Annotated in this window: 9 protein-coding genes and 1 rRNA gene; 4 read left to right on the top strand and 6 right to left on the bottom strand. The window is 61.3% G+C overall.

Annotation, left to right across the window (positions count from 1 at the left end; translation table 11 throughout):
• Positions 1-9 precede the first annotated feature (9 nt).
• Both J5J06_17345 and J5J06_17340 read right to left on the bottom strand, forming a co-directional pair.
• Positions 10-1,530: a glycosyltransferase family 39 protein gene (locus J5J06_17345; protein ID MCO6438861.1), complete on the bottom strand. Its 1,521-nt coding sequence runs from the start codon at positions 1,528-1,530 to the stop codon at positions 10-12.
• Positions 1,530-2,807: an MFS transporter gene (locus tag J5J06_17340; protein MCO6438860.1), complete on the bottom strand. Its 1,278-nt coding sequence runs from the start codon at positions 2,805-2,807 to the stop codon at positions 1,530-1,532. Before J5J06_17340 ends, J5J06_17345 begins: the two co-directional genes overlap by 1 nt.
• A gap of 584 nt (positions 2,808-3,391) precedes the next feature.
• On the opposite strand from J5J06_17340, the gene J5J06_17335 reads away from it, so the two are divergent.
• The 3 genes from J5J06_17335 (at position 3,392) to J5J06_17325 (ending at position 6,616) form a co-directional block, all read left to right on the top strand.
• A 16S ribosomal RNA gene (locus J5J06_17335) occupies positions 3,392-4,937 on the top strand.
• 195 nt (positions 4,938-5,132) lie between these two features.
• Positions 5,133-6,365, top strand: a complete 1,233-nt coding sequence (locus tag J5J06_17330; GenBank protein MCO6438859.1) for a hypothetical protein — start codon at positions 5,133-5,135, stop codon at positions 6,363-6,365.
• A 29-nt stretch (positions 6,366-6,394) separates the two neighbouring features.
• Positions 6,395-6,616, top strand: coding sequence for a hypothetical protein (locus J5J06_17325; GenBank protein MCO6438858.1), 222 nt, complete (start codon positions 6,395-6,397; stop codon positions 6,614-6,616).
• Positions 6,617-6,633: 17 nt separating this feature from the next.
• On the opposite strand, the gene J5J06_17320 is transcribed toward J5J06_17325, so the two are convergent.
• From J5J06_17320 to J5J06_17305, 4 genes are all read right to left on the bottom strand, one after another.
• Positions 6,634-7,488, bottom strand: coding sequence for a hypothetical protein (locus J5J06_17320; GenBank protein MCO6438857.1), 855 nt, complete (start codon positions 7,486-7,488; stop codon positions 6,634-6,636).
• Positions 7,463-8,437: a serine/threonine protein kinase gene (locus tag J5J06_17315; GenBank protein ID MCO6438856.1), complete on the bottom strand. Its 975-nt coding sequence runs from the start codon at positions 8,435-8,437 to the stop codon at positions 7,463-7,465. Before J5J06_17315 ends, J5J06_17320 begins: the two co-directional genes overlap by 26 nt.
• A 228-nt stretch (positions 8,438-8,665) precedes the next feature.
• Positions 8,666-11,557, bottom strand: coding sequence for a tetratricopeptide repeat protein (locus tag J5J06_17310; protein ID MCO6438855.1), 2,892 nt, complete (start codon positions 11,555-11,557; stop codon positions 8,666-8,668).
• A gap of 175 nt (positions 11,558-11,732) precedes the next feature.
• Entirely contained in the window at positions 11,733-12,134 is a 402-nt protein-coding gene (locus J5J06_17305) for a response regulator (GenBank protein ID MCO6438854.1), read from the bottom strand.
• A gap of 220 nt (positions 12,135-12,354) precedes the next feature.
• On the opposite strand from J5J06_17305, the gene recJ reads away from it, so the two are divergent.
• A complete protein-coding gene (gene recJ / locus J5J06_17300; protein ID MCO6438853.1) occupies positions 12,355-14,088 on the top strand; it encodes a single-stranded-DNA-specific exonuclease RecJ in 1,734 nt (577 codons plus the stop codon).
• The last annotated feature ends 9 nt before the right edge of the window (positions 14,089-14,097 follow it).

Here is a 14,097-nt window from a genome sequence, read left to right as displayed (position 1 = left end):
CCGGTCGACTCAATAATCCTTTGGACCTACCTGGATCAGGCGATGGGTTCCGAACGGCAACTGCTGGTACTCCCGGCCCTCGATCTCGAACGGTTCCCATTTCCGCCCTGCCTCCGCGAGCAACTCCAAAGCGTCGGATCGGAAGACAATCAGGAAGAATCGGCGTGGATCTTCCAGAACCGAATCCGGCGGCGGATTTTGTTTCGCGTCGAGCTTCAGGTAGTGCACCGGCCGATCCCTGAAGGGATAGTACGTTAGCGGCAGTCGCTGTGCTTCGTCCCATCCGGGGACATCTGCGTGATCCACAGCAAGAACAACGGGCTCACCGGTCGATCCCGGTTCCGATTCGACGAACTCCACGAGCTCCCGAAAGCCCGGCTCGACACGCGTACCGAATGTTGTCCACGCCGGTGCTGTCGCCAAGACAGCAGCCAATGCGACGGCCGGCGCCAGGAATCTGTGCATTCGTTCCACAATGAGGATCGGTACCAGCAGGGCCGAAATGGCTGCAGGCAATAGGTAGCGCTCCACCATGAGCGGTTGGACGATCCACGAGAAGGCCAGCAATCCAATCCAGGAATAGGCGAGCCATGTCAAGAGCAGTAGAACCAGGTCGTCGCGCGCATCAGATACTTCGTTTCGATCACCGCTCCCGGGAAGTTGCGGCGCCAGTTGCCTGAAACGCATGAAAATCCAAATGCCGATGGATGAGGACACGAGCGCGATCCAGCCCCATCCATAGGTGACAGCGCCGAGGAGTGCGAGCGCCTTCGGGACGGTCGGGGGTTGGATCCAACCGACTGCCGCCCGCGCCGTCGTCCCGAACAAAATCACACGCAGGAAAACCGGCGAGGCCAGCATCGCGATGAGAGCCAACGCGGTCGCGGGAGCCCAATGCCGCGTTCCCTGACGCCTGCCTTCGTGAGAAAGCACCCACCAGGTCAAATGCGCAGCCAGCACGGGCAAGACGAGCAGATGCGCAAAGAGCCCTGCTCCGGCCGAAAGTACGTATCCGAGCAAATACCGCGTCCGGCTCGTTCTCACCAGTTGAAACCAGAACCAGGTAGAAAGCACGGCAGCGAGGACGAGGAGCGTGTACGGACGGGCCTCCTGGCTGTATTGAAGGAGCGCGAGCTGGAATGTGACCAGCGCAGAAGCGGCGAGCGCCGTCGAGTTGGAAGCAGCGGTGCGCATAAGACAATAGACAGCAGGAATGATCGCAACGCCGGCGACAAAGGCAGGCAATCTGAGCAGCCATTCGGGCGGGTGCGGTCCGTGGTCAAGTAATCGCACCATGAGTTGATAAAGGGGTGGAATGGTAATCTCAGGAGGCCAGCGCAGACTCTCGCCCAGCGGCAATTGCGAAACATGCCAAGTGGACAATTCGTCGATCCAGAGCGAGGGCGCACCCAGTCCGCGCAATCGCAGAAAACCACCGGCGATCGACAGGACGGCGAGCGATAGCGGGGCAAAAATCGCTATAACGGGCTGGGATTTCAGACGAGACCTAATGGCATCGGTTGCTGTCATCAGTGGGAGGATTCATTCGATACGCCGACGTCGGCCGAACGCCGCAAGGCCGCCTCCTGCGCGGGTAGAACGGCCAAAGCCCCCAGCCCCACGCCTACAAATATGACAGCGCCCACGCGGAACGGCCATGCCGGTCCCAGATCATAAAGCCTTCCAGCCAGAAGGGGCGCGATCGCACGGGCCAGGGCAACGATGCTTTGCGACACACCCAGGACGCCGCCCTGATGGTAGCGTCCCGCGTGACGAGAGAGCATGGCATTAAGATTTGGTCCCGTGATTCCTTGCCCGAAAGCAATCGGGAGCGACCCCACAATAAGCAGAACCCAGCCCGTCGTGGGATTGGAAATCACCGCCGCTCCGGAGAGCATCAGGAATCCGAATGTCGTAATGAACGGACCCGTGGCAATCAGGCGACTCTCTCCATATCGCTTGGCGAGACGCCCCACGAGTCCTCCTTGAATAATCACCATCAGAATACCGAAGTACGTGAATACGAGTCCGGTTCCGAGGAAGTCGAGATCGAAGCGTTTCGTACAAAGCAGGATGAATGCCAGTTCCAGCAGAACGAAGGCGAACGTGGCGCTGAACAGCAACATCAGCAGTTCACGAAGGCGCGGCTCACCAAAGACTTTTCGGAAGTGGCGGACGCGCACGGCGTGGCGGGCGACGGGCCTGTCGGGGTCGGCAGGTGCGGCTGCCGGCCTTGACTCGGGAAGCAGGCGCCAGACAAGGAACAACGACCCCAGTGACAACGCTGCGGCACCGAATGCCGGCCAACTCGTTCCCGCTTCGCCCATCGCAGAACTACCGAGGGAGGCTAAAATGGCTCCCATCGCCGGTCCGATGACAAATCCAACGCCGAAGGCGGCTCCGAATAGGCCCATGCCCTTGGCCCGATCCTGTGCCGAAGTTACATCACCGATGTAGGCCTGTGCCGTCGAGATGTTTGCGCCGGTGATCCCGTCCAATGTTCGCGCTACAAAAAGAAGGGGAAGGGAGTGGGCGAGATCAGCCACGCCCAAAAGCACGTGCGCGCAGACGCTGCCGCCCACGCTGATCAGCAGGACGCGACGCCGGCCGACGTGATCCGACCAGCGCCCCAGCAAGGGCGTGAATACCAGTTGCATCAGGGCGTAAATGCCGACGAGGAGACCGAGCGTCGTGCCACTGGCCCCGAGCCGTTCGGCATACACACCCTGGAGCGGGATGATCAGTCCGAAACCGGCCAGGTCAACGAACGCGACCAGGAGGATGATCAGAAGGGGAGAGCGTTTCATAGGCAACCGTGTCGCTGGGCCCGGATTGGGAGCCGATCTTCGGGCTCCGACTCAGCGTAGCATAGCGGCGATTGGAAGGTCCGCGAACCAGGCCCGGCCGAGGGTATCCGGTTGTCGGGGCTGTTACCTTGTCGAATCCTCCCACGGGCCCCAGCGAATCACAAGTTCTCCTCTCATGGCACGTTAGGACTGTCAAAGGGATCGGACGGCACCTCGGGCGAGGCCGGGCGTGCGCTCGGAATCGAAACATGCCAAGACTGCTTTTCGAGGGAAGAAATGGTGCTTGACAGTCCGAATAACCGCGTTATAGTACGTTGCTCGCCTGCCCCCGAGGGCAGGCCGCTCTTTGACAAGTGAACGGGTTTGTCGTCGTGAGAATGTGGTCGGACGGTGCTGCCGCGTTTGCATTGGGCAGCGTTGTTCGTCTCAAGCAGTGTTCCGATGCTAGCCAGTAATCGGAGCACGCCACTGGTCCGCGAGGACCGGTTCGGCTCTCATTCTCACAGACGCGATAATGAGAAGCCTCAAGTTCAATTCAGGTGTCGAGGCGGCGTAAGCTGCCTCGATTTCCCGAACAGGAAAAACAACTGAAGAGTTTGATCCTGGCTCAGAACGAACGCTGGCGGCGTGGTTAAGGCATGCAAGTCGAGCGGACCTTATCGAGGGGTAACCCGAGATTTGGTTAGCGGCGAACGGGTGAGGAATACATGGATAACGTACCCTGGACTCGGGGATAGCGGCGGGGGCAACCCCTTTGCGAAAGTGCCGGTAATACCCGATGACCCCGCGGGAGCGCATGCTCCTGCGGGCAAAGCTCCGACGGTCCGGGATCGGTCCATGTCCTATCAGCTTGTTGGTGAGGTAACGGCTCACCAAGGCAACGACGGGTACCGGGCGTGAGAGCGTGTCCCGGCACATCGGAACTGAGATACGGTCCGGACACCTACGGGTGGCTGCAGCAACGAATATTCCGCAATGGACGAAAGTCTGACGGAGCGACGCCGCGTGCAGGAAGAAGTCCCTCGGGATGTAAACTGCTGTCAGGGGTGAGGAATAATGACCAGCCCCAGAGGAAGCACTGGCTAACTCCGTGCCAGCAGCCGCGGTAATACGGAGAGTGCAAGCGTTGTTCGGAATTACTGGGCTTAAAGCGCGTGTAGGCGGAGTGCAGGGTGTCGAGTGAAATCCCCGGGCTCAACCCGGGAACTGCTCGGCAAACCGGTATTCTGGAGGCAGGCAGAGGTGACCGGAACGACTGGTGGAGCGGTGAAATGCGTAGATATCAGTTGGAACGCCGGTGGCGAAAGCGGGTCACTGGGCCTGACCTGACGCTGAGACGCGAAAGCGTGGGGAGCAAACAGGATTAGATACCCTGGTAGTCCACGCCGTAAACGATGCGCACTAGGTATGAGGAGTTTTGACGCTCTTCGTGCCGGAGTAAAAACAATAAGTGCGCCGCCTGGGGAGTACGGCCGCAAGGCTAAAACTCAAAGGAATTGACGGGGGCTCACACAAGCGGTGGAGCATGTGGATTAATTCGAAGCAACGCGAAGAACCTTACCTGGGTTTGACATGCACGGATGCCCTCTTGGAAACAGGAGTAAGCTGCCTTCGGGTGAAACGTGCACAGGTGCTGCATGGCTGTCGTCAGCTCGTGCTGTGAAGTGTCGGGTTAAGTCCCTCAACGAGCGAAACCCTTATTGCTAGTTGCCAACAGGTCATGCTGGGGACTCTAGCGAGACTGCCGGTGTCAAACCGGAGGAAGGCGGGGATGACGTCAAGTCATCATGGCCCTTATGCCCAGGGTGTCACACGTGCTACAATGGCCGTTACAGAGCGACGCGAGACCGCGAGGTGGAGCAAATCGCAGAAAGGCGGCCTCAGTTCGGATTGGAGTCTGCAACTCGACTCCATGAAGCTGGAATCGCTAGTAATCGCGGATCAGCCATGCCGCGGTGAATGTGTTCCTGAGCCTTGTACACACCGCCCGTCAAGTCATGGGAGCTGGCAGTACCCGAAGTCCGCTTAGCTAACCCGCAAGGGAGGCGGCGGCCGACGGTAAGGCCGGTGACTGGGACTAAGTCGTAACAAGGTAGCCGTAGGGGAACCTGCGGCTGGATCACCTCCTTTCTAGGGGATACCTAGACACCAGACCCTCTCGGGGGTCATCGGTGATCAAAGTCAACGCATTTTCGACCGGGCCTTCGGGCTCCGGCGGTGCGACCGCAAGGAAGCACCCGGCGACAAACCCGTTTACCTTGATACCGCAGCGCCCGGTGGACATTCGTGTTCACCGGGCGTTTGCTTTGTAACCAGGAGACGCGCATGCCTTGCCGATTCGCAAACGAACGCTCGCGATGGTCCTGTTTGGCGCTGCTCATCATCTGCTCGTCGACGTTGGCCGCCGGGCCCAAGGTGAATGGGCGACTCGAGTCGTTCGGCAACATTTCCGCGCTCCGCGTTTGGGGGACGCCGAAGGAAATGGGCTTTGCCCACGGCTATCTCCTGGCGGACCGCGTGCTCGACAGCGCGTCGTTCGATTATCAGGGAAAATCAGCCGACGAGCGCGCCGTCCGCGACGCCATGCGCTCCTACCTGGCCGGGATGCTTGTCCTGCCGCCGCGCGTTGAGGAGGAGCTGGAGGGCATACTCGCGGGAGTGAAGGCCAAGCTGGGCGATCAGGCCGGGCAGAAAGAACTGGGTCGGCCGTTGAACATGAGCGACCTTCGCTTCTGGACGGGGTTCGATGCCATTCGAGCTGTTGCCTGCTCGGGATTTACGGTCTGGGGTGACCGGGCGGGCGATGCAGGAGTGATTACGACCCGCAACTTTGATTTTGAACTGCTCGGCAGCAAGATGCTCGACCGCCAGATCCTGCTCATCCGCGAGCCGGACGGCCGCAACAAGGTCGCCATGGTCACACTGGCTGGATACATCGGCGCATTCACCGGCATCAACGAGAAGGGCGTCTGCTCCTTTATTCACGATGGCTCCGGCGAGAGCACGATCGACGGGTTCTCCTCGATCAAACCGTTGATTCCGCAGCTGACCGAGTGGTTGGAAACGACCACGCCGGCGGATGCGCCCAAGAGCGCTCACGCGCTGCTGAAAGAGCTGGGGCGGTATCCCTTCAGCTACATGTTCCGCGTGGTGACGCCGCGCGTGGGGGACAGCCCGCCCGAGCGCGTTTTTCACATCGACACGTCCGGCATCGGCGAGAATGCGGCCGGAAACGGAGTGTGCATCACCACAAACCACTATGTTCTGGCTCAGCTCAAGCCGGACGATCGAGCGGACGCCTGGTCCAAGAAACGCTTCAATCGTCTGGAGGACGAGACCAGGAACCCGCTGACATCGGCCGACGTTTGGAAGGCTATGGAGTCGGTCGCCTGGAGTGACGCGAGGACTGGAACACTGCACACCGTTGTCGTTTATCCTGAGCTTCGCAAGATGGAACTCGCATTCGCGGCCGTGGAGGACGGCAGGCTGATTCCCGCCCCGAAGCGGGGTCAGGTGACCATCACGTTCGATGAGCTGTTCAACAAGCCGCACGACTAATGCCGCACGGCTCGTCTCAAGGCGCGCACATGAAAAAGGGCGTCAAAATCAAGGATCTGGCCGTCGAAATCGGCGTGACCTCCCGCGAGCTCATCGATCGCTGCCGGGCCGAGGGCATGCGGGTTCAGAACAGTATCACCAAAATTTCCCTGGCAGAAGCGAGGCAGGTGAGATCGTGGTTTACACCGGGAAGAGCAAGCAGCGAATCCCCTGGTTCAGCTTCCCTCGAAGCCCCGTTTCAAAGCCACTGATCCTCAAATCACATTGATCAGGCCACCCCCGCCAACGGCCGGATCGCGTTGGTCAACGATTCGATCGTCACCGGCTTGCCCAGGTCCAGCGGCAGGAATACGCCGTGGTTGTGGTCGCTGGCCAGGATGACCATGCACCCGTGGAGGATATCGTAGCCGGTTTCTTGCGGCTGATGCCCACAGAGGAAAAAGTCGGCATCGAGGAGGCTGCGCAGCGTCTCCAGCGCCGGAGCCGTGTGGTACCGACCCCAGACAAGCATGTGTCCGGCCCCGCGCTCGGCGAGATCGGCTTCGGTGGGAATCCGATCGAGCACCGTGGGATCGAACGCGGGCAGTTCTCGCGGGCCCGGCAGCGAATGGGAGCAGAAGACGCGATTGGCCGTCCGGCCGGCCAAGGGGTGCGAGCGGATGAATTCGTTGATGGCTTCGAGGACCTCGCCATTCGGGTCGTCGTAGGCCTGGGCGACACTGCGCTCGAAACCGACCGTCACAATCCGCCCATTCTTGGTAATCTCGTGCCGGTGGATCTGGGCGAGCTCATGGTTGCTCTGAAGAAAGTGAACCTGGTCCGGGAATTCACACTTCCAGCGAGCGGCTTCGAGCAGCACTTCATGCGATGTATCCGGCCCGTCAAGCGTTTCCACGTCCTCGTGGATGATCTCATGCAGAATGACGTGGCGTGCACCATACTGGGCAAGATCGCAGTAGCGCTGGAGTTTCTCAAAATTGCGCCGGTGGCCATGGAGGTCACCGGTCATGACCAACTGCCCGTAGTTCGGGAAGTCCAGCCGGGACCCTCGGCGGTGGGGGTCGTTACGGTTGAGGTCGGCGGCCTGACGGAAGATCTCAGCCGCTCGTTTCCGATCTATCATCCGATTGCTCGACGGTTTGCGCCAGAGGATCGATCACGGGTGCGCGGGAAGCGAGAAGCTCGGCTCGCGCCTGGTCGCGCTGCTTGTTCCAGAGCTTCTGGATTACGGCGAGCCTGGCCGCCACCTGTTTCATGTCCGCGGGGCGCTCGCCGGGGTTTTCCCGGCAGCTTTCCATCACCAACTGCGACAGCGCCAAAGGAATCTTATCATTACGCTCGATGGGGGCAACCGCCTTCTTCGACGCGATAACCTGCCTCCCGCCCGAGGTCCCCACTCCTGACATTTTTGTCGGATAGTTCTCCCCCGTCAGCAGCCAATACATCGTTGCGCCAAGATTGTACACATCTGTACGCCGGTCGAGCGGCAGCCGCTGTACCTGCTCCGGTGCGATGTAATCCGGCGTTCCCTGGATGCGCGACTTGCGGTGTCCGATGGGGCAGGATTGCCCAAAATCGATGATCTTCACAACGCCCTTGCGGCCGATCATGATGTTGTTCGGCTTGATATCGCTGTGCACGTAACCGGCGTCGTGGAGTGCATCCAATCCCACCGCCACACGCTGGAAGAGCATCAGAAACGTATTGAGCCGGTTGGGCAGAGCCTTATCCAGGGGCAGGCCGTCTACGTACTCCATGATCAGGATCACCTCGCGTAGCTGCAACAACTTGCGTACGCGATGGATGGCGTAGCTCTTGCGCAGGTAGGCATGGTCGGCCTTGCTGGCGACTTCGTGCTCGATCTCCACCTGGCGAATGAAAGGATCGTCCTCTGCCGATTCGCGGAGTACGTGCTTGACGGCAACCTGGCGATTGGTGGCCACCTCCACGGCGAGGCTGATGCGCGAAGCGGCGCCGACGCCGAGGAGGCGGGTAATGCGGTAGCCTGGTATCTCCGTGGGCAAGGTGACGACCTGCAACTGTCCCGTCTGGATTCCGATCGGACTCCCCACGGCCGATCATACTCGATTACCGGCCGGAGGGGCACCGACCCCGGTCAATCCGGCTGTTGATCGATCGGCTGCGGAGCATAGCGAAACGCCTTGTCTCGTCCAACCGGCCCCGGCGAGAACAATCGTGGTGCATTCTCGGACGATTCCGCCGCATGTGCTTGAAGCGGCGGCCGGCACCCTCGCCGTCTCTCCGCCGCTTGATCGAATTCGCAGGCGGTAACGCGAAGGTTATCGGAGCAGGGCACGGGCTGGAGTATCCGGATCGATGGCCACGGCGCGCTGAGCCAATTCCCGAGCGCGATCCGACTGTCCGATCTTGTTCGCTGCAATGGCGGCCTGCGACAGATAATCCGCATTCTGCGGATGGAGCCGAATCAGGGTTTCCAACTCTCGAAGAGCATCCTCGGTGCGATCGGCCCGCATCAACGTCTCCACAAGCTCGTGGCGAAAATCCGCATTCAGGGGATCGATGAAGAGGGCCTCCCCGTACCAGAAGACGGCTTCGGAAAGCCGATCGTGCCGCCGCTGGATTCGGGCGATCTCAGCCGGGACATCGGCCTGGTGCTCCTCAGTCCGGGCCAATTCGAGGAGTTGCGGCAGGGCCCGATCGTCATTGCCTCCGTGCAGATATGCGGCCGCAAGTCCCCGCCAGCTTCGTGGATCACGCGGGCAGGATCGCTGCAAGCGCTCGTAATGTTCGCGAGCCACGGACCATTGTTCCTCGCGCAAGGCCTTGTCGCCGAGCAGCCCTCGGGCCGTGCAGTTCTCCGGATCGACCTCCACCAGCTCTTGAAGGCGAGGCGACGCCTTTTTCTCCAGGCTTGCTCTTGTCGTGGGAGACTCAATCTGGGGCATGGCCGCTTCCACTGCCCGAGCAAGGACGGCTAGACAGGCCGGCGAGCCGGGGTTTTCTTCGAGCGCCTCGTCGGCAACCTTGAGGGCTTCACCAATCTCTCCTGCGTCCAGAAGGGCCTGGGCCAAGCGAGCTTGCAGATCGGGGTTGTCCGGGTTCTCGGCCAGCAGGGCACGGACCGTGTCGGGCTCTTCGGGCGGGGTGAGGTCGAAGCCCCACGCAACCGCCTGCTGGCGCGCCCAAACCGCGAAGTCCCTTGAGAAGTCCTCCGGTTCAACGCCCAGCACGACTCGAAAAACCTCGGGCTGGGACTTGCCGTTGCGGAATGCCTCGAGCATGTCGAAGATTTTCGCGTAGCCAAAACGGTCGATGATGTACTCGCACATCCATTCGCTTTGGGCGTAGGCTTGGGCGCGGTCGGTAGGGCGGCGGGGCCTCACGAACGCCCAGCTTACGGAAACGAGATCGAACAACTCGTCACGACGGACGGCCTCAGAGAGCATGCGCATCCAGTCGTAGCTTCGCGGGGCGTCCTCCTGGAGCACGGCCAGTCCTTCGGTAAACCAGTGTGGAATACGATTGTGTGTCGCAGCAAGCGTGACGGTGTGCGTGAATTCGTGACGGACCACGCGGGCAAAGTGGTAGGGACCGGTCAAGCCGGCCGCGCGGCGTGGCGCGGAAAGGGCGATGATGCGCCCCGTGCAGGCACCGATCGTGTGGATCCACGGCTGCCCGGTAATCCGCACGGCGAATTCGCGCAGCGATGGGAAGATTTCGATGATCGTCTTTTCACCGAGCGTCGTCTCGAAATCATCCGTCACCTCGGGGTAGATCTTGTCCATGTATCGGGCGATGGCTTCGGCCACGACCCCGTCTTCATCCCCCCTGTAGCGGACGATGACGTGGTCCGTCTCGACGGTGGAAAAAGCGCGCAGATCGTCCAGCAAGTCCAGCGTGAATTTCGTACGCTGGTTGAACGGGTCGATCTGGAAAGCAGTGCCAAGGACATCCCGGGCCTTGTCCTCCCGACCCCATTGCATGTACATCAGCCCGAGTTCGTTGCGTGCGTTGGCATCGTTGGGATTCAGCTCGATAGCCCGCAGGAATTCGCGCTCCGAGTCGGCATACTGACGGATTCCCGACAGCGCCGTGCCCAGTATCTGATGGAATACTGGACAGCGCGGGGCGATGGACTCGATCTGCTCGCGATACCCTTCGACGCCATCCTGGTCAAACCGGCAGGCATGAGCGGCGGCCGTCAGCGAGAGGGCAATCAGGTCTCGCGGGTTGACTTCCAATGCCACGTTCGCTGCGGCGATTGCTTCGTCATAGCGTCGTTCGATCAACAGTCGTTCGGCCTGGACGTGCCATGCGGGAGGAAAACGAGGGTTGATTTTCAGAGCTTCCTGTGCGTTTTTTTCCGCGTCTTCAAAGTTCCACGCGTCGAGGGCAACGCGGGCAAGGCCGACATACGCCTGCGGCAGGTGCTCGTTGATCCGCAGTGCTGCGAGGTAATCGGAGACGCTCCCGTCGATCTCGTCATTGTTATATCGTTCCCGGAGCAAGTCGGCCGCTGCAAGTCGCGCGGGCCAATAGGTCCGATCCAGAGTCGAATACACCGGTTGGAGCATCTCGCGGAGCACGTGGCGGGTGCGATCGGCGACATTCGTTCGCGTAAGCATACTGTACCGCAGGAATCCCTGGGCGGTGGCCGTGAGCCACGTCGGATCGCGGGGAAGCTCCGCCCGCTCCACGATCTGCCGATCAAACCAGCGGTACGCCTCGATGGCCTTTTGGAAGTCGCCGAACAACTCATGCCATTGGCCGATGAGCAGCCGCGATTCGGGACGCTCGGGAGCAATCTCGACGGCCCGCTCGGCATGCCTGAACGCCGCATCGTATCGACCAAGCACCATCTGAAGTTCAGCCGACGTTGTCTGCCAGTCGGCCGAGTCGACACCGCTTACTTGTCCCAAGGCGGACGAGGCGCCTTCATAGTTGCCGGTCTGCATCAGGCAACGCGCCAGTCCGACGGCCGAGGCGACGTCGCCGGGCTCATCCCCGAGTCGGGTGCGATAGGCGTCGATCGCAGCCCCGTATTCCCCTTTGATGTAGAGTTCATCGGGAGAAAGCTCGGCGGTAGGGGGGACGGACTCTTCCGCTGTCTCCTGCGCCGTCGCAGCTCCGAAACCGAACACGGCGAAGGAAAGAACCCACGGAATCGTGCAGGCCGCCGCGAGAGAAACGGGATTCGCCGGTCGATTCATGCTGAACATCCCTGCCTTATCCGGCGGCCTGTGCTCCGGGCGCATGGGACAATGGGCCGCTGGAACTGCAAGCACTCGCCCTCGGTATCCTATTGTAGCGGCGATCGTGCGGCGGGGGGCGCGCAACGTTTCAAGGCGCCATGGGCTCGACGTGCTGTGCCGCATCATGCGGAGATTACGACGGTGTCTCGGCGGCAAAGAGGCGGTCGATGCATTGCATGAGCCGGTCCATGCGGAACGGCTTGTTGAGGTAGTCATCCACCCCAAGGCTCTGGGCGAACGCCTGGTGGCGCTTGCCCTCGTTACCCGTGATCATGATGACGAAGGGGCGCTGGCCGCGCTTCTTCCCATTGCTCTTCAGCTTCTCGAGCACGAGAAATCCGCTACGCTTGGGCAGCATCGCGTCGAGCAGAACAAGGTCCGGATCGTGCTGCGATGCCGCCTCAAGCGCCGCATTGCCGTCGCCGGCGGTTTCAACCGTGGCGCCGGTTTCCTCCAGCATGGCGCACAAGGCACTGACCAAATCGCGGTCATCATCGACCACGAGGACGGTTTTTCCAGCTAAGGTTGCAGTCACGACGTTAGACCCCGAACAATTCAAATGATTGAGCCGCTGCGTGAGAATATAGGCAGCCGGGATTGTGTGTTCAAGTCGGTTGGGGCATTCCCTTTGTGCGTTATTGTCGCGTGAACTGGAGTTTCAATTCGGTGACGCGGCTTTACGGCCGCGCTGCGCGGCGATAGACTCGCGCGCCTGCCGTTTATGAGGGCAATTGCAGTCCGAACGGAGCGCTGGCGTGGCCAAGGAATGGCTGGTTCCGACACCGAACGAACCCGTCGACCGCCTTGCGCAGTTATGGGGTGTTCCCCCACTTGTCGCCCGCCTGCTGATCAATCGCGGGCTATCCGAAGAAACGCCCTGCGATTCATTCCTTTCGCCTCAGCTTCGCGACCTGCATGCCCCGGCCATGCTGCCGGGCATACCCCAGGCCGTACCCCTTGTCATCGACGCCGTCCGTAACGGAAGACGGATCGTCCTCTACGGCGACTACGACGTGGATGGCACAACGGGCGTCAGCATCTTATGGCACATGCTGACCCGTCTGGGCGCCAAGGTGTCGTTCTACGTTCCGCACCGCATCGAGGAAGGCTACGGCCTGAATGTCGAGGCCGTGCAGAAGTTGATTCGGCAGGACGGGGCCGACCTGATCATCTCCGTGGACTGCGGCATCACCGCCGTCGACGTCGCCGATGTGACCAGGGCGGCCGGCGTCCCGCTGATCATTACGGACCATCACACGCCTCACGCGCAATTGCCCCAGGTCGAGGCCATTGTCCATCCGACGGTGGGGGGGGCGTACCCCAATCCCCACCTTTGCGGTGCGGGAGTCGCCTTCAAGCTTGCCTGGGCAATCGCGCAGGATGCAAGTGGCAACGAGAGAGTCCGACCGGATCTTCGCGACCTGCTCATGGAACTTCTCTCGCTTGCGGCCTTGGGCACGATTGCTGATGTTGTCCCGTTGGTGGGCGAAAACCGCATAATCGCACGCCACGGCCTGCGTCTGCTTCCGCATTCCATCCTGCCCGGTGTTCGCGCTCTGATCGAAGCGGCCGGTTTGTCCGGCGGCAAGATCAGCGACTACGACGTTGGGTTCAAACTGGCCCCGCGCATCAACGCTGCCGGCCGGATGGGCCACGCACGCCTTGCCGTCGAGTTAATGACCCGGGCTGACCAGGCCCGCGCCCAGGAAATCGCCCTTTATCTCGAAGAGCACAACCGCTCCCGGCAGTCCACCGAACGAAAGATTACCCGGCAGGCGACGGAGATCGTCGAGCGCGACGGCCTTGCGGGTGACGGGCGGCGGGCGCTCGTGCTGGCGGGGGAAGGGTGGCACCCCGGCGTCATTGGCATTGTTGCTGCCCGCCTTGTTGGCCGCTATCACCGCCCGGCCGTCCTCATCGCCCTTTCCAATGGCGAAGGTCAGGGCTCCGCGCGGAGCATTCAACCTTTCGACCTTTCCGCAGCACTGGCCCGATGCGAGGAGCACCTTGTCTCTTTCGGCGGACATGCCATGGCCGCGGGGCTGCGCATTTCCACCGACCGCGTGCCCGCATTCACGGAGGCCTTCGTCGAAGTGGCCAACAATCGTCTGAGCGGCGCCGATCTGCGCCCGAGGCTGAAACTGGATGCTGAGGTGTCGCTGGGCGAGCTCACCATGGCCACCACGGAGCATATTCTTAACCTGGGCCCCTTCGGGCTGGGCAATCCCCGCCCTCGGCTGGCCACGGGTTGGATTGAACTTGCCGACGAGCCGCGCTGCGTTGGCCGGCAGTCGGACCATTTGCAGGCTTCATTTGTGGACGGCAAAACACGCGTTCGCGCGATCGGCTTCGGACTCGGGGCACACCTCGAGGATCTCAAGCATCATCGCCGATGCCGAGCGGCGTTTGAGCCGACGGTCAACGAATTCAACGGACGGCGCACCGTGGAAATGCAGGTGTTGGACCTGAGGTTTCCGAACGAGACTTGAACGCCGCCT

The organism is Phycisphaerae bacterium, assembly GCA_024102815.1.
Lineage (GTDB): Bacteria > Planctomycetota > Phycisphaerae > UBA1845 > UBA1845 > JAGFJJ01.
Note: the sequence above shows the minus strand (reverse complement) of the source record. Positions and strands in the feature narration are given on the sequence as shown.